The organism is Christiangramia sp., from assembly GCF_029937855.1.
GTDB lineage: Bacteria > Bacteroidota > Bacteroidia > Flavobacteriales > Flavobacteriaceae > Christiangramia.
Genome location: NZ_JAPYPC010000001.1, coordinates 162,418 through 183,062, shown reverse-complemented (window position 1 = coordinate 183,062; position 20,645 = coordinate 162,418). Strand labels below are relative to the sequence as shown.

18 protein-coding genes and 1 tRNA gene are annotated in these 20,645 nt (G+C 36.9%); 14 read left to right on the top strand and 5 right to left on the bottom strand.

Annotated elements, in window-relative coordinates:
* Nucleotides 1-46 precede the first annotated feature (46 nt).
* Nucleotides 47-970: a PfkB family carbohydrate kinase gene (locus Q1K34_RS00875; RefSeq protein ID WP_300433775.1), complete on the top strand. Its 924-nt coding sequence runs from the start codon at nucleotides 47-49 to the stop codon at nucleotides 968-970.
* Between the two features lie 70 nt (nucleotides 971-1,040).
* The gene (locus tag Q1K34_RS00870; RefSeq protein WP_300433774.1) at nucleotides 1,041-2,939 is read left to right on the top strand and encodes an amidophosphoribosyltransferase; all 1,899 of its coding nucleotides are present in this window, start codon (nucleotides 1,041-1,043) and stop codon (nucleotides 2,937-2,939) included.
* A gap of 856 nt (nucleotides 2,940-3,795) precedes the next feature.
* Here Q1K34_RS00870 and Q1K34_RS00865 read toward each other — a convergent pair.
* Nucleotides 3,796-4,410: a superoxide dismutase gene (locus Q1K34_RS00865; protein WP_300433773.1), complete on the bottom strand. Its 615-nt coding sequence runs from the start codon at nucleotides 4,408-4,410 to the stop codon at nucleotides 3,796-3,798.
* A gap of 177 nt (nucleotides 4,411-4,587) precedes the next feature.
* On the opposite strand from Q1K34_RS00865, the gene Q1K34_RS00860 reads away from it, so the two are divergent.
* The 5 genes from Q1K34_RS00860 (at nucleotide 4,588) to Q1K34_RS00840 (ending at nucleotide 14,263) form a co-directional block, all read left to right on the top strand.
* Nucleotides 4,588-7,695: an exodeoxyribonuclease V subunit beta gene (locus Q1K34_RS00860; protein ID WP_300433772.1), complete on the top strand. Its 3,108-nt coding sequence runs from the start codon at nucleotides 4,588-4,590 to the stop codon at nucleotides 7,693-7,695.
* Nucleotides 7,696-7,761: 66 nt separating this feature from the next.
* A complete protein-coding gene (gene kbl, locus Q1K34_RS00855) occupies nucleotides 7,762-8,955 on the top strand; it encodes a glycine C-acetyltransferase (RefSeq protein ID WP_300433771.1) in 1,194 nt (397 codons plus the stop codon).
* A 184-nt stretch (nucleotides 8,956-9,139) separates the two neighbouring features.
* Nucleotides 9,140-10,564, top strand: a complete 1,425-nt coding sequence (locus Q1K34_RS00850) for an OmpA family protein (protein ID WP_300433770.1) — start codon at nucleotides 9,140-9,142, stop codon at nucleotides 10,562-10,564.
* A 62-nt stretch (nucleotides 10,565-10,626) separates the two neighbouring features.
* On the top strand, nucleotides 10,627-13,380 hold the full coding sequence (locus Q1K34_RS00845; RefSeq protein ID WP_300433769.1) for a PD-(D/E)XK nuclease family protein: 2,754 nt from the start codon (nucleotides 10,627-10,629) through the stop codon (nucleotides 13,378-13,380).
* A complete protein-coding gene (locus tag Q1K34_RS00840) occupies nucleotides 13,367-14,263 on the top strand; it encodes an alpha/beta fold hydrolase (RefSeq protein WP_300433768.1) in 897 nt (298 codons plus the stop codon). Before Q1K34_RS00845 ends, Q1K34_RS00840 begins: the two co-directional genes overlap by 14 nt.
* 38 nt (nucleotides 14,264-14,301) lie before the next feature.
* On the opposite strand, the gene Q1K34_RS00835 is transcribed toward Q1K34_RS00840, so the two are convergent.
* Nucleotides 14,302-14,375 (bottom strand) — tRNA-Ala (locus tag Q1K34_RS00835).
* 61 nt (nucleotides 14,376-14,436) lie between these two features.
* Here Q1K34_RS00835 and Q1K34_RS00830 point away from each other — a divergent pair.
* The 5 genes from Q1K34_RS00830 (at nucleotide 14,437) to Q1K34_RS00810 (ending at nucleotide 17,476) form a co-directional block, all read left to right on the top strand.
* Nucleotides 14,437-14,937: a GNAT family N-acetyltransferase gene (locus Q1K34_RS00830; RefSeq protein WP_300433767.1), complete on the top strand. Its 501-nt coding sequence runs from the start codon at nucleotides 14,437-14,439 to the stop codon at nucleotides 14,935-14,937.
* A 39-nt stretch (nucleotides 14,938-14,976) separates the two neighbouring features.
* Nucleotides 14,977-16,305: an MATE family efflux transporter gene (locus Q1K34_RS00825; RefSeq protein ID WP_300433766.1), complete on the top strand. Its 1,329-nt coding sequence runs from the start codon at nucleotides 14,977-14,979 to the stop codon at nucleotides 16,303-16,305.
* Between the two features lie 63 nt (nucleotides 16,306-16,368).
* Nucleotides 16,369-17,136 carry an enoyl-CoA hydratase/isomerase family protein gene (locus Q1K34_RS00820; protein WP_300433765.1) on the top strand — a complete coding sequence of 256 codons (768 nt, stop codon included), beginning with the start codon at nucleotides 16,369-16,371 and terminating at the stop codon, nucleotides 17,134-17,136.
* 2 nt (nucleotides 17,137-17,138) lie between these two features.
* Nucleotides 17,139-17,297: a hypothetical protein gene (locus Q1K34_RS00815; protein WP_300433764.1), complete on the top strand. Its 159-nt coding sequence runs from the start codon at nucleotides 17,139-17,141 to the stop codon at nucleotides 17,295-17,297.
* The gene (locus Q1K34_RS00810) at nucleotides 17,294-17,476 is read left to right on the top strand and encodes a hypothetical protein (protein ID WP_300433763.1); all 183 of its coding nucleotides are present in this window, start codon (nucleotides 17,294-17,296) and stop codon (nucleotides 17,474-17,476) included. The genes Q1K34_RS00815 and Q1K34_RS00810 overlap by 4 nt, the downstream gene beginning before the upstream one ends.
* Before the next feature lie 110 nt (nucleotides 17,477-17,586).
* Here the strand turns inward: Q1K34_RS00810 and Q1K34_RS00805 are convergent, their stop codons facing one another.
* A complete protein-coding gene (locus tag Q1K34_RS00805) occupies nucleotides 17,587-18,240 on the bottom strand; it encodes a 2OG-Fe(II) oxygenase (RefSeq protein WP_300433762.1) in 654 nt (217 codons plus the stop codon).
* 100 nt (nucleotides 18,241-18,340) lie between these two features.
* Between Q1K34_RS00805 and Q1K34_RS00800 the strand changes: the two genes are divergently transcribed.
* Together Q1K34_RS00800 and Q1K34_RS00795 are read left to right on the top strand one after the other, a co-directional pair.
* A complete protein-coding gene (locus tag Q1K34_RS00800) occupies nucleotides 18,341-18,793 on the top strand; it encodes a 6-carboxytetrahydropterin synthase (protein WP_300433761.1) in 453 nt (150 codons plus the stop codon).
* A gap of 532 nt (nucleotides 18,794-19,325) precedes the next feature.
* Entirely contained in the window at nucleotides 19,326-20,078 is a 753-nt protein-coding gene (locus Q1K34_RS00795; RefSeq protein ID WP_300433760.1) for a UDP-2,3-diacylglucosamine diphosphatase, read from the top strand.
* An 8-nt stretch (nucleotides 20,079-20,086) separates the two neighbouring features.
* On the opposite strand, the gene Q1K34_RS00790 is transcribed toward Q1K34_RS00795, so the two are convergent.
* Nucleotides 20,087-20,347 carry a Txe/YoeB family addiction module toxin gene (locus Q1K34_RS00790; protein WP_300433759.1) on the bottom strand — a complete coding sequence of 87 codons (261 nt, stop codon included), beginning with the start codon at nucleotides 20,345-20,347 and terminating at the stop codon, nucleotides 20,087-20,089.
* Complete coding sequence (locus tag Q1K34_RS00785; RefSeq protein WP_300433758.1) at nucleotides 20,344-20,595, bottom strand: type II toxin-antitoxin system Phd/YefM family antitoxin; 252 nt, start codon at nucleotides 20,593-20,595, stop codon at nucleotides 20,344-20,346. Before Q1K34_RS00785 ends, Q1K34_RS00790 begins: the two co-directional genes overlap by 4 nt.
* Nucleotides 20,596-20,645: the final 50 nt, after the last annotated feature.

Genomic DNA, 20,645 nt, shown 5'->3' with positions numbered 1-20,645 from the left:
CTTGAAAAACAAACTGTATATTTGCAGCGATATTTTAAAACCCGTTATGAGTAAATTACTTATTGTAGGAACCCTTGCGTTCGATGCCATTGAAACCCCTTTTGGAAAAACTGATAAAATCTTAGGCGGGGCAGCCACCTATATTGGCCTTTCTGCTGCTAACTTTGATATACAGAGCGCTGTAGTATCGGTTGTTGGGGAAGATTTCCCTGAAGAATACCTCAATCTTCTTAAAAAGAATAAAATTGATATTGAAGGAGTAGAAATTGTAGAAGGAGGTAAAACTTTCTTTTGGAGTGGTAAATATCATAATGACCTAAATACCAGGGATACTCTGGAAACTCAACTGAATGTACTTGCAGATTTTAATCCTGTGGTTCCAGAATCGCATAAAGATGCTGAATTCGTTATGCTGGGAAACCTGCATCCCTTAGTTCAGTTAAGTGTACTTGAACAGGTAAAGGATCCCAAACTTGTGGTTTTAGATACTATGAATTTCTGGATGGACAATACAATGGATGATTTAATGAAAGTGATCGCCAAAGTAGATGTTATTACCATCAACGATGAGGAGGCGAGGCAACTTTCCGGAGAATATTCCTTGGTAAAAGCGGCAAGAAAGATAGAAAAAATGGGGCCTAAATATGTAGTGATCAAAAAAGGTGAGCATGGAGCTTTACTTTTTCATGAAGACCAGATTTTCTTTGCCCCGGCCTTACCTCTGGAAGAAGTCTTTGATCCTACCGGTGCCGGCGATACCTTTGCCGGTGGTTTTATTGGTTATCTCGCCAAAACCGGAGATACCTCCTTTGAGAATATGAAAAGTGCCATTATATATGGTTCTAATCTTGCTTCCTTTTGCGTGGAAAAATTCGGAACAGAAAGGATGCAATCATTATCAGGTAAAGAAGTAAGTAAACGGCTGGGCACTTTCAGGAAATTAACGCAATTCGAAACACAGCTTGATTAAATATAACGCCCTGTAATTTCAGGGCTTTTTTTATGACCAACACAACAACATCCCTAAAGGAAACTACAATATGAGTGATGCTTTAAAACACGAATGCGGAATTGCGCATATTAGGCTTTTAAAACCTCTTGATTACTACAAGAAAAAATACGGGACCGCATTTTATGGTGTGAATAAAATGTACCTGATGATGGAAAAACAGCATAACCGGGGCCAGGACGGTGCAGGTTTTGCCAGCATCAAGCTCAATACGATTCCCGGGGAGCGATACATTAGCAGAGTCCGTTCTAACCAGGCACAACCAATTCAGGATATTTTTGCCCAGATCAATCAAAGGATCAATGAGGAGATACAGGCAAACCCGGAATATGCTGATGATACCGACCTTCAGAAAAGATATATTCCCTATTTAGGCGAAGTATTCCTTGGTCATGTTAGATATGGAACTTTCGGAAAGAATAGTATAGAGAACGTTCATCCTTTTCTTAGGCAGAATAACTGGATGCACCGTAACCTGATCGTGGCCGGAAACTTTAATATGACCAATGTAAACAAGCTTTTTAATAATCTTGTGGAACTAGGTCAGCATCCAAAAGAAAGGGCAGATACGGTCACCGTAATGGAAAAGATTGGCCATTTTCTGGATTCTGAAGTCCGAAAACTATATAAAAAACTTAAAAAAGAGGGTTATTCTAAAGTAGAAGCTTCACCAATAATTGCAGAAAAACTAAATGTTGCCAAGATCCTGAAGAAATCATCCAAAAACTGGGATGGCGGTTATGCCATGGCAGGATTAATTGGTCATGGAGACTCCTTTGTTCTTCGCGATCCTGCGGGAATTAGGCCGGCATATTATTATAAGGATGATGAAGTGGTAGTAGTAGCTTCAGAACGACCGGTAATTCAAACCGTATTTAATGTAGATTTTAAGGATGTACATGAATTACCTCCGGGAAATGCCATTATTACCAAAAAGAATGGAGATGTTTCCATTACGGAAATTATTGAACCTTTAGAAAGAAAAGCCTGTTCTTTTGAGCGTATTTATTTTTCAAGGGGAAGTGATGCAGAAATCTATGAAGAACGAAAAATGCTGGGTAGGCTATTGATGCCTGAAGTTCTAAAATCCATAAACCACGATACGCTAAAAACCGTTTTTTCTTTTATTCCCAATACTGCGGAAACTTCATTCTACGGAATGGTGGAAGCGGCACAGGATGAGTTGAACAAACAAAAGAATGAAGCAATTCTTCAGGAAAAAGAATCCCTGACCGATGCCAGGCTTCAGGAAATACTCTCCCATCGCCTCAGAACTGAAAAAATTGCCATTAAAGATGTAAAGTTAAGAACCTTTATTACTGAAGATAGCAGCAGGGACGATCTTGTTGCCCACGTTTATGATGTCACTTACGGAGTTGTAAAGCCTGAAGATAATCTGGTGATTATTGATGATAGTATTGTTAGGGGCACAACCCTGAAGAAGAGTATCATTAAAATGATGGACCGGTTAAAACCTAAAAAGATCATCGTGGTATCTTCTGCCCCTCAAATCAGGTATCCAGATTGTTATGGGATAGACATGGCAAGATTAGAAGACCTGGTCGCTTTTAGAGCTGCCCTTGAATTGCTGAAGGACAATAACCAATATTACATAGTTGAAAAGGTATATGACAAATGCAAAGAGCAGGTAGATCTTGATGATAAGGAAGTTCAGAATTTTGTTAAGGAAATCTATGAACCATTCACCGATGAGGAAATTTCTGATAAAATTTCAGAACTTCTTTGCGATACCGATGTAAATGCCGAGGTGAAAGTCATTTATCAATCTGTAGATAATTTACATAAAGCATGTCCCAAGAACCTTGGAGATTGGTACTTTACAGGAGATTATCCCACTGCGGGAGGAAACCGTGTAGTAAATCGGGCATTTATGAACTTTTTCGAGGGAAAAAAGGACAGAGCCTATTAAAATTTACCTTTTAACTAATATAATTGCATTTGGTCTAATATTCTTTGGGTGTAGTATAATTCTATCTACTTTAGTGAGGCCATAACATAAGTAGGTTAAGTTCATGGTAGATTTGGGGCAAAAAAAGGTGGATTCGATCCGCCTTTTTTTATTTTCAGTCATCAATTATTTTGTAGAAAAAAACCACTTCTTCTTTTTACAATTTTTTAATTTTCAACTCTTTAACTAATTTTCAGGTACTTCATCTAAAAAGCCCGACACTAGAAATAATTCTGTTTATATTTACTATACCATAGCATAAGTAGGTTAAGTTCATGGTAGATTTGGGGCAAAAAAAGGTGGAATTTTAATTCCGCCTTTTTTTATGGAATTAAATCAAGCTGGATATTCCTTCAAATCATAAAATCATCGATAAAAATTCTCAATTTCCTTCAAAACAGCTTTTTAACTAATATCTATGCGTTTGGTCTAAAAAGTGAAATTTTTAAAATAATTGGGTTTATATTTACTATACCATAGCATAAGTAGGTTAAGTTCATGGTAGATTTGGGGCAAAAAAAGGTGGAATTTATTCCGCCTTTTTTTATGGAATTAACTGAGCAAGCATTAATTGAAAGCGATTCCCTATAACTTAATCAAAGACAAGTTATATTACTTTTCAATATACATTAGCGAAACAAGCTGCATCATTTTTTATCCTGATAGAAAAATTTCTACGGTACAGACAGATGTAGAATACAGGAACAGGTTATTAGTTTAAATTTTATTTACAAACGAGAATCCTGATTATTTTTAATACTGAAGAATAAAAAAAGGCCGCTAATAGCGGCCTTTTCTATTTATATGATATACTTAATTATTTACTTTTTGCCTTGGCATATCTACTGGAAACTTCTTTCCAATCAATTACGTTAAAAAATGCATCGATATACTCTGGACGCTTATTCTGATAATTCAGATAATAAGCATGTTCCCAAACATCAAGACCTAAGATTGGAGTGCCTCCACATCCTACTTCAGGCATAATTGGATTATCCTGGTTTGCAGTAGAACAAACTTCTACCTTTCCTCCTTCATGTACACAAAGCCATGCCCATCCAGAACCAAATTGTCCCGCTGCTGCATTGGAAAATTCTTCTTTAAAGGCTTCAAAAGAACCATAAGCCGACTCTATTGCACTAGCTAGTTCGCCTTCCGGTTTTCCGCCACCATCTGGCGACATAATTTCCCAAAAAAGATTGTGATTATAAAAACCGCCACCGTTGTTTCGAACGGCTTTATTAGACATATCAAGATTTTTTAAAATATTCTCAATATTTTTCCCTTCCATATCTGTTCCTTCTATGGCGGCATTTAGCTTTTTAGTATAACCTGCATGATGTTTACCATGGTGGATTTCCATCGTTTTAGCATCTATATGTGGTTCCAGTGCATCAAAGGCATATTTTAATTTTGGTAACTCAAATGACATAATTATCTGATTTTTTTAGTGATTAGTACTTAAACTCCTTCAAATTTAGCCATTCAGCTATTTAAAGGAAATTATTTAATGTTATAAAATACTTAAAAGCATCTGGGTTTTAAAAGTCATTTTTATTTTAAATTTATGCATTTACTGTTTTATCAATCCTCCTAACATATCACTTTTTTGAAGAATTCCTTTAATATTTATAATGCATCGGCAGGTTCCGGTAAAACTTTTACCCTCGTAAAAGAATATTTGGTTATCCTTTTTACATCTCCTAAAAAGGATCGATATAAAAATATTCTGGCTATAACATTTACTAACAAGGCTGTAGGAGAGATGAAAACCAGGATCATAGAAAGCCTTGCTGAGTTTTCCAAAGGTGAAGTAACTTCTGAAAATAATCCACTTTTTAAAATAGTGGTTGAAGAAACCCAGCTTTCTGCGGAAGCCATCCGAACTAAATCTGCCGAAATTTTAAAAAGTATTATTCATAATTATGCAGCCTTTGAAATTTCCACCATAGATGGTTTTACACATCGCGTATTAAGGACCTTCGCCAGGGATCTCGGGATTCCCATGAACTTTGAAGTGGAGCTTAGTGCAGACGATGTCCTCAAGGAAGCAGTAGACAGTCTTATTAATCGGGCCGGAACCGATGAAAAACTAACAAAGGTTCTAGTAGATTATACCTTGTCTAAAACCGACGATGATAAGAGTTGGGACATAAGCAGGGACCTTTTTAATATCTCAAAACTTCTGATTAACGAAAATCACCAGAAACCGCTTCAGGTTTTGAAAGATAAACGTCTGGAAGATTTTGAAAAATTTGGTAATAAACTAAGGAAGGATATCAAAATCGCGAAAGAAACTCTAAAACTTTCTGCCGATTCCTTTTTTGAGCTTATTCAAAATAATGGAGTTCAGGAAAGTGATTTTAGCGGTCAGTATGTTCCAAAACATTTCAGAAAACTACAAGCCGGAAATAATTCATTGAATTTTAATGCTAAATGGGCCGAGAAAATTGCTGAACAACCACTTTATCCAAAGAAAGCAGCTGCGGATGCAAAAATAGCCCTGGATAACATACAGGCTCAAGTAGTTGATATTTTCAATGCTTCCAAACAAGCCTACTTTCAACTTGAATTTTTAAACGAGATCAGGAAAAATCTTGTTCAGCTTTCCTTATTAAATGAAATTAATCAGGAAGTAGAATCGATTAAAAATGAGAGAAACCTGGTACTTATTTCAGAGTTCAATCCTAAAATTAGTGAACAGGTGAAGGATCAACCGGTGCCTTTTATTTATGAAAGGCTTGGAGAGCGGTATCAGCATTTCTTTATAGATGAATTCCAGGATACTTCCACCATGCAATGGGAAAACCTTATCCCTCTTATTAACCACAATCTTTCGGGTAGTGAAAATAACACCAGCCTTACCATTGTGGGTGATGCGAAACAAAGTATCTATCGATGGCGCGGCGGTCGTGCTGAACAGTTAATCGACCTGAGTTCGCGAAAAAGCCTGCCTTTTCAAATACAACAAAACGTGGTAAACCTTCCAAACAATTTTAGAAGTGGTTCTGAAATTGTGAATTTTAACAATAGTTTTTTTCAGTTTGCAGCGTCTGTATTAAGCTATCCTGAATATTCTGAGCTTTTTAAAGCTTCCCTACAAACTCCGAAAAAAGGTGATTTCGGCTCCGTGAATATCAATTTCGTAGAAGCAGCCAATCGCGAGGAAGAGTTTGAGATCTACCCGGAAAAGATCCTGGAGATTATACAGGGACTGGATTCCCAGGGCTTAAACAGGAGGGAGATTTGCATTCTTACCAGGAAAAGGAGCGAGGGAGTAGCCATTGCAGAGTTTTTAAGTGAAAAAGGTGTGTCGGTAATATCTTCTGAAACATTATTGCTCTCGCAATCACCAAAGGTGCAGTTTATAGTAGACCTGCTAAAATTTTCTATGAATACTGAAGACGATGTCTTAAAGCTTCAGCTCTTTGATTACCTGGCGGAAGAATTTCAATTAAAGGAGGAAGCGTATAATGTACTAATTCAGAATTTAGCAAAGCATGGTTCAGCATTTTTTGACTGGTTGATAGACTATGACATTCAGTTTAATATGAATGAGTTGAAAAGGCTTTCTTTATATGAAGCGGCAGAATATATCATTCGAAGTTTCAATTTAGTTGAAAGATCAGACGCTTACATTCAGTTTTTCCTTGACTTTGTATTTGAAACTGCGCAAAAAACTTCTAACAGTCTGAATGATTTTCTCGATAAATGGGAACAGAAAAAAGATAAGCTCAGCATTGTAGTTCCCGAAACCGACAACGCGGTGCAAATTATGACGATTCATAAGTCGAAAGGCCTGGAATTTCCAGTAGTTATCTATCCTTTTGCCAATTCCGATCTTCAGGATACCAAAAATGATAATTCCTGGTTAGAAATTAATGATGAAACCATTCCCGTTGCCTATGTAAATGCCTCTCAAAAAATGTTGAACTGGAACGAGAATGCGGCAGAAACCTATAAGGATTTGATATATAAAAATGAATTAGACACCTTAAATATATTGTATGTAGCATGTACGAGAGCTTCTCAACAATTGTATATACTTTCAAATTATCACGAAAAACCTAAGAACACTCCAAATATTTCAGATTTACTTATCGATTATCTCCGGTACTCTGGAAAATGGGATGATAACCTGAAATATGAATTTGGTAAAACGGGAATTTTCCAATCAGGGAAAATTGAAAATTTAAGTATTTCCAGCGGGCATTTTTATTCATCTTCCACACAAAATAAAGCGGTTAATATTGTTACACGAGCTGGATCTTTATGGGATTCCCGGCAACAGGAAGCTATTGAAAAAGGAGAACTCGCGCATGAGATCCTTGCAAGAATAAATACTTCAGCAGATGTAGATAAAGCGATAGACTGGGCAATAACTTCAGGAATGATGACCCCGGGATCAAAAAATGAAATTTTCGAACTTATTTCAGCAATTATATCCCACCCGGAATTGAAAAAATATTATTCCGAAGGGATAAAAAATATGAATGAACAAGAGATCATCACCATAGAAGGGCAAAGACTGCGGCCGGATAGGATTAATATGGAAGGAAAACGTATTACCATCATAGATTACAAGACTGGCGGATTTGTGAATCATCACGAAAGACAAATTTCAAATTATGCCACAGCACTAAGCTCCATGGGATATAAAGTGGATAATTGTCTATTGATCTATACCAATACCCCCATTATTATCAAGAATGTGTAAAAGAAATTTAAATTTGTGAATTGAAATAAAAGAGCAGTCCTTAATAAAAACAGAAAATAAACCAATATGTACGGAAAAATAAAGGAACATTTAGAAAAAGAAATTGAAGAGATCAAAAATGACGGGCTCTACAAACGAGAAAGGATCATTACGGGACCTCAGGATGCCGTTATCAAGATTTCAACCGGCCAGGAAGTCATTAACTTTTGCGCCAACAACTACCTCGGGCTTTCTTCTCACCCGGAAGTAATCCAGGCAGCTAAAGATACTATGGACACTCATGGATTTGGAATGTCCAGTGTACGTTTTATCTGTGGCACCCAGGATATCCATAAACAACTGGAGCAAAAGATCGCTGATTTCTACGGAACTGAAGATACTATTCTCTATGCAGCCTGTTTCGATGCCAATGGAGGAATCTTTGAACCGCTTTTAACGAAAGAGGACGCTATAATTTCAGATTCACTTAATCATGCTTCTATCATAGATGGGGTGAGGCTTTGTAAAGCTGCCAGATATCGATACGAAAATGGGAATATGGAAGATCTGGAAAAGCAGCTTAAAGACGCCAATGAAAAAGGAGCAAGATTTAAAATTATCGTAACAGATGGGGTGTTTTCTATGGACGGACTTGTAGCTCCTCTGGATAAAATTTGCGACCTGGCAGATAAATACGATGCGCTTGTGATGATAGACGAATGTCATGCGACAGGATTTATTGGAGAAAAAGGAATTGGAACACTGGAAGAAAAAGGGGTTTTAGACCGTGTAGATATTATTACTGGAACCTTAGGAAAAGCCCTTGGAGGAGCCATGGGAGGATACACCACGGCAAAAAAAGAGATCATTGAAATTTTAAGACAAAGATCCAGACCTTATTTATTTTCCAATTCCCTTGCACCAGCTATCGTAGGAGCATCTATTAAGGTGTTTGAAATGTTAGAAAATGATGATAATCTCCGCAATAAATTAAAAGAGAATACTGCATACTTCAAAAAAGGCATAAAAGAAGCAGGATTTGAAATTATAGATGGCGAGGCTGCGATTGTGCCCGTTATGTTACATGATGCTAAATTATCTCAGGATATGGCTGATAAGCTACTTGAAGAGGGAATTTATGTGATTGGCTTCTTTTACCCGGTAGTTCCTAAGGGAAAAGCCAGAATTAGAGTGCAACTTTCTGCAGCCCACGAGAAAGAACATTTAGATAAGGCCATTAAAGCATTTGTAAAAATTGGTAAAGAACTTAAAGTGATTTAATAAATCTTAGCCTCAAATTTTAGCAACTTAGAAGTGAAAATACCTGATTATCAGTTAATGAAAACACTATAAATCGCTTGGAAAGGCGCTGTAATTAAGAAAACTTTATTATTTTTACTTTTGTTAATATGGTTTAAGCATATACTTTTGCTTACGATTAACACTTAAAACTAAACTATTAAATATGAAACATCTTAGCAAAATTGTACTGGCCTCTTTACTGATATTGGGCTTTACTTCGGTTAAGGCACAGGATGCTGACAACCCATGGGCAATTGGTATTGGTGCCAATGCTGTTGATTTCTATCCAACTGGGGAGGATGCTCCTTTAGGTGGTATGTTTGACGAATATTTTAACACTGGTGAGCACTGGAACATTTTGCCAGCTGTATCAAAACTTTCTGTTTCCAGATATATTGGAGCTGGATTTGTTGGTGAAATAAGCGGTACGATTAACCAGATTGATAAGTATGGTGATAGATCTGTTGGAGATTTAGCTTACTATGCAGTTGATCTTAGTGCAGATTATAGCCTTAGAGCATTGCTAAATGACGGATGGATTGATCCCGTTCTTGGTATTGGTGGTGGTTACACATGGATAGGAGATCAGGATGGAGCTGATCTTGAAAATTTCAGTAATCCTACCTTAAATGGTAAAGCAGGATTAAATTTCTGGTTTTCAGATAATATCGCATTAACACTGGAATCTAAATATAAGCATACATTTGATACTGATGGTGCTCAGCATTTCCAACATGCTGCCGGTATTAAATTCATGTTCGGAGGAACAGATTCAGACGGGGATGGAATATATGATAAAGATGATGAGTGTCCAGAAGAACCAGGTCTTGAAGAATTCAACGGTTGCCCTGATACTGATGGTGACGGAATTGAAGATCGCCAGGATGCATGTCCTAACGAAGCCGGTCTTGCTGAATTTGACGGATGTCCAGATTCTGACGGTGATGGTGTAGCCGATCCTGATGATGAGTGTCCAGAAGTTGCTGGTCTTGCTGAAATGAATGGTTGTCCAGATGCTGATGGCGATGGAGTAAGAGATGATGAAGATAATTGTCCAGACGAAGCTGGTCCTGCTGAAAATGACGGATGCCCATGGCCTGATACTGATGGTGACGGAATCCTTGATAAAGATGATGAGTGCCCAGAACAAGCTGGTCCTGCTGCATCTAACGGATGTCCAGAACCAACTGCAGAAGTGATTTCTGAATTAAATGAATATTCTAAAACTGTTCTTTTTGACCTGAATAAAGCGACAATAAGACCAGATTCTGAAGATGCACTACAGTCAATTCACGATATCATGCATGAATACCCACAGACTATCTTCCATATCGAAGGACATACAGATAGTAGTGGTAGTGATTCATACAATATGAAGCTTTCTAAAGAGCGTGCAGCTTCTGTAGAAAAATGGTTAGAACAAAACGGTATCCCATCAAACAGATTAACTTCTGAAGGATATGGTGAAACTCAACCAATAGCTACTAATAGTACTGCAAAAGGAAGACAGGAAAACAGACGTGTTGAGATTTCTCTAGATAAAGACAGAGAGATGAAAAACAATTCTGGTGACGAGGAAATGAACTAATCTTCCTTAATAATCATAAACAAAACGCTCCGCATTGCGGGGCGTTTTTTTATTTTAGGCGTATGGAATCATTTATACGCGAAGTTTTACAGGATCTTAAAAATTCTCCTACCCCTTTATCTGAAATAATCTTTATTCTTCCCAGTAAACGGGCAGGTTCCTATCTTATAAAAGAACTTTCCATTCTCTCAGATGAAAATATCTTTTCCCCCACTATTTATAGCATTGAAGAATTTACAGAGGTTGTTTCCGGCCTCGAACCTATAGATAACACTATCACCTTATTTGAATTTTATGAAGTCTATAAGGAGTTCACCGATACTGAAAACAGGGAAGATTTCGAAACCTTTATCACCTGGGCGCAAAGCCTTATTCACGATTTCAACGAAATTGACCGCTATTTAATAGACTATAAACCTTTTTTTAATTATCTCTCCGAAATCCAGGATATCAATCACTGGTATTTAAAAGATGAAAAAACAGCCCTCATCAAAAGATACCTGGCCTTCTGGAAGAATTTACCTTTTTATTATGATGCACTCTCAAAGCGACTACTATCCAGGAATGAAGGCTATCAGGGACTTATTTATAGAAAAGCAGCCGCTAATATAAAGTCTTATGCTGCATCTCGCAAAAAGCATGTATTTATAGGATTTAATGCTTTAAATGCCTCGGAACAATACATTATCCAGTTCTTATTAGAAGTTGGCATAGCTGAAATTCATTGGGATTTAGATAAAACTTTTTATAATGACAGTGATCATGGTGCTTCCATATTTATAAGGGATTATTTAAAAAATTGGAAGTATTATGAAGAAAACACTCCAAATAGATTCTCAGCGAATTACGAAAAAGAAAAGCAAATTGAACTTATTGGCGTTCCGAAGAATATAGGTCAGGCGAAATATCTGGGGGAAATTCTAACTAATCTTGAGCCAGATCAATTGAAAAATACGGCAATTGTACTGGGGGAAGAGGAATTGCTTTTACCTGTTCTAAATTCTTTACCTGAAGAAATACAGGAGTTAAATATTACGATGGGATTTCCAATAAAAAATGCCCCTATAAATTCCCTGTTTGAAAACCTTTTTCAACTACATATCAATAAGAACAACTCTTTTTATTACAAAGAAGTAATTTCAATTATAAATCACCCTTCTTTAAATACTTTGCTGAAGGGAGATGCGGAAAAACTAATTATAAAAATAAATTCAGAAAATCTGGTGTATTTAGAACCAGCCCAGATCGTTTCTAATTTTTCAAAAGAATTGAAAGAACTTATTACTGCCTGTTTCAGCCATAAAAATGATTCAGTATCCTCATTCCTATCTGATATTCAAAAAATAATTCAGCAAATAAAAATTCAGCTGAAGCAGGAAAAAGATAAGATTTCCCTAGAATTCCTCTATCATTTTCATGTCCTTTTCAATAAACTAAACAACCTAAATGAAAAATATCCACACTTAAAAACCATTAAATCTCTTTATGGCTTTTATCGAGAATTGGTAGGCACCGAGACATTGGACTTTCAGGGCAGGCCATTCCAGGGACTTCAACTAATGGGAATGCTGGAATCACGAGCCCTGGATTTTGAAACGGTGATCATCACGTCGCTTAATGAAGGCGTACTCCCGGCCGGGAAATCTGATAATTCTTTTATCCCTTACGATTTAAAACAGGAGTATAATTTGCCCACCTATAGAGAAAAAGATGCGGTTTATACTTACCATTTTTATAGGTTGTTGCAGAGGGCAAAAAATGTCTATTTATTTTATAATACGGAAACCGACGGATTAAATTCTGGAGAGAAAAGCAGGTTTATTACCCAACTGGAAATTGAAAAACAGCCATCGCATCAGCTGAAAAAACTGCTTATAAGTCCGGAAGTTCCAACCACTGGTAAAGACCTGAAAAAAGTTGACAAAACTCCGGACATGATGGAGAAAATAAAGGCTTTGGCCTATTCCGGATTTTCGCCATCGGCACTAACTACTTATATAAGAAATCCCCTGGATTTTTATCAGCAATATGTACTTGGTGTTCGAGATCAGGAGGAAGTTGAAGAGACTGTGGCATTTAATACTTTGGGAACCGTGGTACACAATGCTTTGGAAAACCTTTATAAGCCTTTTGAAGGCAAACTGCTAACAGAGGAAATTACGAAGGATTTTATTAAGCAAGCTAACCGGGAAATTATAAAGGAATTTGCCGATACCTATAGTAAAGTTCCCCTGGATAAAGGTAAAAACCTGCTGATTTTTGAAGTGGCCAAACGCTATTTACATAATTTTCTGAGATTTGAATTAAAACGAATCGAGTCTGGTGAAGAAATTGAAATAATTCAGATAGAGAAAGATCTTAAAATAAAGCTTCCTATAGATGATTTACCTTTTTCGGTATATCTTCGCGGAAAAGTAGACCGACTGGAAAATTCAAATGGCACTTCCAGAATTATAGATTACAAAACTGGAAAAGTGGAATCCAGGCATTTAAACGTAACCGATTGGGAGGAAATAACAAAAGATTATGACAATTACTCCAAAAGTTTTCAGGTTTTAACTTATGCCTCCTTGATTGCGCTGGAGAAAGACCTTAAATTCCCCGCGGAAGCTGGAATAATCTCATTTAAAAATTTAAAGTCCGGATTTTTAAAATTTGAGAAAAAAGAAGCAGGAACAAGAAAAAAAGATTCTTTAATCACCCAGGAAACTTTAGAAATGTTCCAAAAAGAATTAAAACGTTTAATTATGGAGATCTGCGACCCGAAGATTCCATTCATAGAAAAGGAAATTAAAAAGAAATATGGAAGTTTCTAAAGAAAAGAACATCGTTATAGATGGCAAACATAATAAACCAATTGCAGCCGATATCATTTTTAAAGATGATGGTAAACCAAAACCTATAGTAATCTTTGCCCATGGCTATAAAGGTTTTAAAGACTGGGGCGCATGGGATAAAATGGGCGAGAGAATTGCCAAAGAGGGTTTTTTCTTCGTTAAATTTAACTTTAGCCATAATGGTACCAATCCAGATAATCCTACTGACTTTTTAAATATAGAAGCCTTTGGTGATAACAATTATGTGATTGAATTAGATGATCTTCAATCTGTAATAGACTGGATTCTTTTACCCAATTTCAAGTTTGCTCAACAAATAAAGCCAGATAATATTAATTTAATAGGTCATTCCAGAGGTGGTGGAATTGTGCTTTTAAAGGCTGCAGAAGATAAAAGAATTACAAAACTAATTACACTTGCTTCAGTTGCCGATTTCGGTTCTCGTTTTCCGGAAGCAAAAGAACTTGAAAAGTGGGAAAAGAAAGGAGTACGTTATATTAAAAACAGCAGAACCGGCCAGGAATTACCTCATCACTACCAGTTCTATAGGAATTTCAAAGAAAATAAAGAACGCCTAAATATTAAAAAGGCGGCTAAAAATCTTGAAATCCCCCATTTAATAGCTCATGGCAGCAGCGATACCAGTGTTTCTATTGGAGAAGCAGGAAATCTTTTTGAATGGAGCCCTGCGCCCAAACTCTTATTGGTGGAGAATGCAGATCATGTCTTCGGAATCCAACACCCATGGGATAAAGAAGAACTTACCAAAGAATTTAACCACGTGATCAGTAAAAGCATCGATTTTCTTAAAACCGATTCTAAAACCCTATGGGACGAATACGGAGATTCTAATGAGGATTAAAACTAAAAAACCACTGCAAAAACAGTGGTTTTTATTTGTGGAGAATATCGGAGTCGAACCGATGACCTTTTGGCTGCCAGCCAAACGCTCTAGCCAGCTGAGCTAATCCCCCGACTGGGGCAAATGTAATAATTTTTCGGAAATATAGAAATGTTTATTTTTTTCTCTTAATAATGATTAGAAAAGCCAAAATCACCGAACTTCAGGAAATAAAAAACCTCACCGAAGCCTGCGCCAGGGCAATGATCAAAAAAGGAATCCTTCAATGGAATGAACATTATCCTTCCCTTAAAAAATTAAAAGCTGATATTTTAAAAGAAGAGTTATATGTTTTCCAGGAACAGAATAAGATCATTGGAATAATTGTTATTACCGAAACAATGGATGAGGAATATATTCCTATCACCTGGTTAAGCAGAACATCTAATAACATCTATATACACAGATTGGCAACACATCCCGATTTCTGGGGACAGGGATATGCCCAAAAACTTATGGATTTTGCTGAAAACTATGCTAAAAAGAATCAATTTGAATCTGTAAGACTGGATACTTTCAGTCAAAATAAGCGTAATCAGAGGTTTTACGAAGCCAGGGGCTACAAACGCCTTGGTAATATTTACTTTCCAAAACAAAGTGAACATCCTTTTTACTGTTATGAATTGCTTATTTAATTCAGGGCATTCTATATTTGCCATTCATTTTCACTCCCTTTGGAAAATTCGGTAAGTTTTAAAAATATCAATAAGATCGCCATTCCCGCAATTATCGCGGGAATTGCTGAACCCCTTATTTCTCTAACCGATATTGCTGTTATTGGAAATGTAGATGATAATTCTATTGAAGCCTTGGCCGCGGCCGGAATCGTTGGATCATTTCTTTCAGCAATAATCTGGATAGTAGCCCAAACGAAAACAGCAATTTCGGCAATTGTCTCCCAACATTTAGGTGCAAATCGCTTACACGCGGTGAAAACGCTTATTCCACAGGCCATTTTTTTCAATTTTATTTTTAGTCTGCTTATATATGCTTTGACCGCCTTCTTTGCTGAAGCCATTTTTAGTGCCTATAATGCCGAGGGCCTCATTTTGCAATATTCTGAAGATTATTACCAGATTAGGGCTTTAGGATATCCTCTAACCTTAGTTACGTTTGCCATCTTTGGAGTTTTTAGAGGTTTGCAAAATACCTTATGGGCAATGAAATGCAGTCTTACGGGAGCGGTGGTAAACGTTGCACTTGATTATTTGCTTGTTTATGGAATAGAAGGTTTTATACCGGCCATGCATTTAAAAGGTGCCGCGTATGCCAGCCTGGCCGCCCAGGCAACGATGTTGATCATGGCGTTATGGTTCTTTTTTAAGAAAACACCTTTTCATTTAAAACTGAGCTTCAATATCAATCCAAGAATGAGAGGGCTCTTGCTCATGGCTGCTAACCTATTTGTTCGGACTGCTGCTTTAAATTTTGCTATTTATCTGGCAAACGCCTATGCTACAGATTACGGAAAAAATTATATCGCCGCCCAAAGTATTTTAATGAATATCTGGCTTTTCTTTAGCTTTTTTATCGATGGTTATGCAAATGCAGGGAATGCCATTGGCGGAAAATTATTAGGCGCCATGGATTATAAGAACCTATGGGAACTCAGCAAAAAGATCAGTAAATATGCTGTTTTGATTGCCTTGATATTAATGGGAGTTTGCACACTGTTCTATAATGAGATTGGTTTACTTTTTAATAAAGAAACTAGCGTGCTGGCTTTATTCTCTTCAGTTTTCTGGATCGTTCTACTTATGCAACCCGTAAATGCCATAGCTTTTATGTTCGACGGAATTTTTAAAGGTCTTGGAGAAGCAAAATATCTTCGGAATGTACTTTTAGCAGCAACATTTTTAGGATTTACTCCTGCTCTGCTTATTTCAGACCATTTCGGATTAAAATTATATGGTATCTGGATCGCTTTTTACGTCTGGATGCTTATTAGGAGTAGTACCCTGGTTATTTATTTCCGAAGAAAATATCTACAAAAGGACGTTTAGATTCTGTTAACGAACCGGCTGCTTTCCTTCAATATCCTTAACTTTGGTAAAAACTAACTATTTATGACCACCAGCCGCGAGAACGGAAGTTTATATACAAATATTGAAAATAAGATCGCCACGATTGAATTTGGCCATCCTGCAAGCAACTCCTTTCCTTCAGTTTTATTAGACCGCCTTGAAAAAGAGATCAATCAGCTTTCTGATAATGACGAAGTAAATGTAATTCTGCTTAAATCTGAGGGTGAAAAAGCCTTTTGTGCAGGTGCTTCTTTTAATGAGTTGATAGAGATCGAAGATCTGGCTACCGGAAAAACATTCTTCTCAGGTTTTGCCAAAGTGATTAATGCCATGAGACAGTGTAAAAAATTAATTGTAGGCAGAGTTCAGGGCAAAACAGTTGGTGGCGGAGTAGGCCTGGTAGCAGCCTGTGATTATTCCATGGCAACAGATGCAGCAGCGATTAAACTTTCAGAATTGAGTATAGGGATTGGTCCTTTTGTAATCGCCCCGGCGGTGGAAAGGAAAATGGGAGTAGATGCTTTGGCGGAATTAACACTGGCAGCCCATGAATGGAAAAATGCCTATTGGGCCAAAGAAAAAGGACTGTATGCAAAGGTGTTTGAATCAATTAAAGACTTAGATAAGGAAATAGCTCTTTTTACTGAAAAATTAGCTTCTTATAATCCCCAGGCTTTAGTTGAAATGAAAAAAATCCTTTGGGAAAATACAGGTAATTGGACCGGTCTTCTGGAAGAAAGAGCAGCAATTTCCGGAGAATTAGTACTTTCAGACTTTACCAAGAAGGCGCTTGCGAAATTTAAAAAATAAGTATGCGCTATCTATTACAGATTTCAAACGGGAATAAGGCTAATCAAATGGATTACGATTTGGGAAATTTTATTGCAGACAATATATTTCTTATTGTGGGTCTAATTGTTGGGATTATTGTGGCTGTTGTAATGAGAAAAAACTTAAAAGCGAAACCATGATGCAGGAACATCTACCAAAAGATAAAGATCCTAACGAAATACAGGAATGGGGATGGACGATCCAGGAATTTATTACTGAAAATTTCTGGTACTTACTGGCCATCCTGATATTGCTGGGCCTCTTTTTCTACGCCCGGCATCGATGGAATGTAAGAAACTCACGAAAATATAAAAATTAATGGATCAGGATACCTGGGAAGTTTTAAGCTATCTAAGCGGAATGGGGTTTTGGCTAATTTTAGCCCTTATCCTTATTGGTGTTTTTTTATATAAGAAATTCAAGAAATAATCACCTCGTTTTAAGCCATCCGGTAATACTCAGCCGTGGAACTTTTACCGGTTTCACTTCATGTTCCAGTTCCTGACTTTCAAATATCACTACCCGACCCGGAAAGGGAAAAATATTAATTTGATCCTCTTCTCCATTTTCCTGGGTATAAATTGCCAATTCTCCCCCATTTTCAGGTTTCCAATCTTCATCATTCAGGTAACAGACCATAGATAATTTTCTTCTACCGTCATTTTGAAATGTATCTAAATGCCGTTTATAGAAAGTTCCCTCAGGATACACCGCATAGTGAAATTCTTTGGCGAGAATCCCCATAAAGCAGGTCCTGTTGAGATAATCTATCAGGGAATTTATCTTATTAAAATAGGTCTTTTCAGCTATTCCTGCTTCGGCTTCATTGATCCAGAGAATAAAATCCCCACGAATAGATCGTTCAATCACCTCACTTGTTTTATTGCCGATCGCAGCTTTTTTGAAATTATCTTCCTCGTACTTTTTCAATAGCTGAGATCTAAGGATAGCAACCTCAGCTTCGTTAAAAAAACCATCAATAATACTATATTTCTTCTCTAGGATATCCTGAATAATCTGCTCATATAGCGGATTCTCTTTAAATTCCAGCTGTTCGAAAAGTTCCTGAATTGATTCTGACATGATCTAGAAAATTTCGCAAATATAATTCAGAAAGTAAATTGTAAAGTGTTAAAAAACCAGGCTTAAAAAATCAATTATCTTTGTACCAAAATATGCCTAGATGAGCAATATCAGAATCACCAAACAATTCTCTTTTGAAACCGGCCACGCCCTGTATGGTTACGACGGGAAATGTAAGAACGTGCACGGCCACAGCTATAAACTGAGTGTAACCGTAATTGGAAAACCTATTACAGATAGTGAAAATGTGAAATTTGGAATGGTGATAGATTTTGGCGACCTGAAGAAAATCGTAAAATCCGAAATTGTGGATGTATTTGACCACGCCACCGTTTTCAATAAAAACACTCCGCACGTTGAATTGGCCAACGAGTTGAAAGATCGGGGCCACGATGTGATCCTGGTAGAATACCAGCCTACCAGCGAAAATATGGTGATAGATTTTGCTAAAAAGATCAAAAAACACCTGCCTTCTCACATCCGGCTGCATTCCTTAAAACTTCAGGAAACCGAAACCTCTTTTGCCGAGTGGTATGCGTCTGATAATAATTAGGGCGCACCCCTAACGGGTCGGGCTATCCGCTCTTAGTCCCGCGAAAAAGCGGGAGCTATCCGCTGCTATCCCTTGCGCAATTCTTCTTAGAGTCATTGCGAGTGCAGCGAACCAATCTCATCAATTTAACTATTTGAGATTTCAACTAGCTTAGCAAAGGAGAAATCTCTTGATTAATTCAAACTCCAATGAGATCTCCCTCTGGTCGAGATGACAAAATTAACATTGCGAGTTAGGTAAAGCAATTGAGATTCTCCCATTGGGCATTTCGACGAAGCATAGCGAAGGAGAAATCTCTTGATTAATTCAAATTTTAACGAGATCTCTCCCTCTGGTCGAGATGACAGATCAATAGAGTTTGACTGAAATTACAAATAACTTCAGGGAAATTATAAAACAAGTTCAGCATGATTAAATTCAGAAATAAAATTGTTCAATGAATATTGGTATTATGAGCAAGGCGAAGCAATCTCGTTCTATTGATTTCAACTAAAAGGAGAAATCTCCTATCTTTATCCCGAATTACGTTTTTATGAACATTCCGTACGGCAAAAAAGTATATTTTTCAAGCGATAATCATCTTGGCGCGCCCACCATGGCTAAAAGTCGTGAGCGGGAAGCGGTATTTGTAAAATGGCTGGATGAAATAAAAAAAGATGCTGCTGCCATTTTTCTACTGGGCGATCTTTTTGATTTCTGGTTCGAATACAAACATGTGGTTCCAAAAGGCTTTGTAAGAACATTAGGAAAACTGGCAGAAATAAAAGACAGCGGAATTCCTGTTTATTTCTTCGTTGGCAACCATGATCTCTGGATGAACACTTATTTTGAAGAGGAATTAGATATCCCTGTATATCATCAACCAAAAGAATTCGAATTTAATAATAAAATTTTTTTGGTAGGCCACGGAGATGGGCTGGGACCGGGAGATAAAGGCTATAAACGCATGAAGAGGGTCTTTACCAATCCGCTTTCAAAATGGTTGTATAAATGGCTTCACCCCGATCTTGGCGTTCCTCTGGCACAATATTTTTCAGTAAAGAATAAAATGATTTCAGGGGATGAAGATCAAACATTTTTAGGTGAAGATAAAGAATGGCTTATTCAGTATTGTAAACGCAAATTAGAACAGAAACACTACGATTATTTTTTGTTTGGCCATCGACATTTGCCTTTAGAGATAGATCTAAACGGAAAAGCTACTTATATCAATACCGGCGACTGGATAAGCCATTATACCTATGCTGAATTTGATGGCGAAAAGACTATTCTAAAAAAATTGTAATTAAAAGTTCACTTTCTATAAGGATACCGGCAAGCGGCAATCATTAAACTTTCATTTTCATATTTATAAACCAGTCGATGTTCGGAAGTAATACGTCTAGGCCAGTAACCTTGTGAATCCCCTTTCAAAGCTTCAGGTTTACCAATACCTTCATAGGGTGTGGGCATACCGCTTTTTATTAGTGCATTTATTCGCTTAAGGATTTTTTTATCTGTGTTCTGGCAATATAAATAATCATCCCACGAGATTGAGGACCAGATTAGTTTCATTTCTCTATAAGTTCGTTTTGAACTACCGAACCAGATTCAAGCTCATTAATAGAATTTAATAACACCTCTCGGTTTTTACCAGTCAATAAATAGGTAATTTCTTTTAAGGAGTTATACTCATCCAGGGATATTAAAACAAGATCCCTATCCCCTTTTCGTCTAATAATCAATTCGCTAACATTATCTATTACCTTATCAAACCAGTATTTCAGGTTAGAGCGAAAATTACTATAGTTAACAGTTTCCATCCTACAAATTTATACGTAAGTACTTAAAATCGTACTTACGTATATGATAT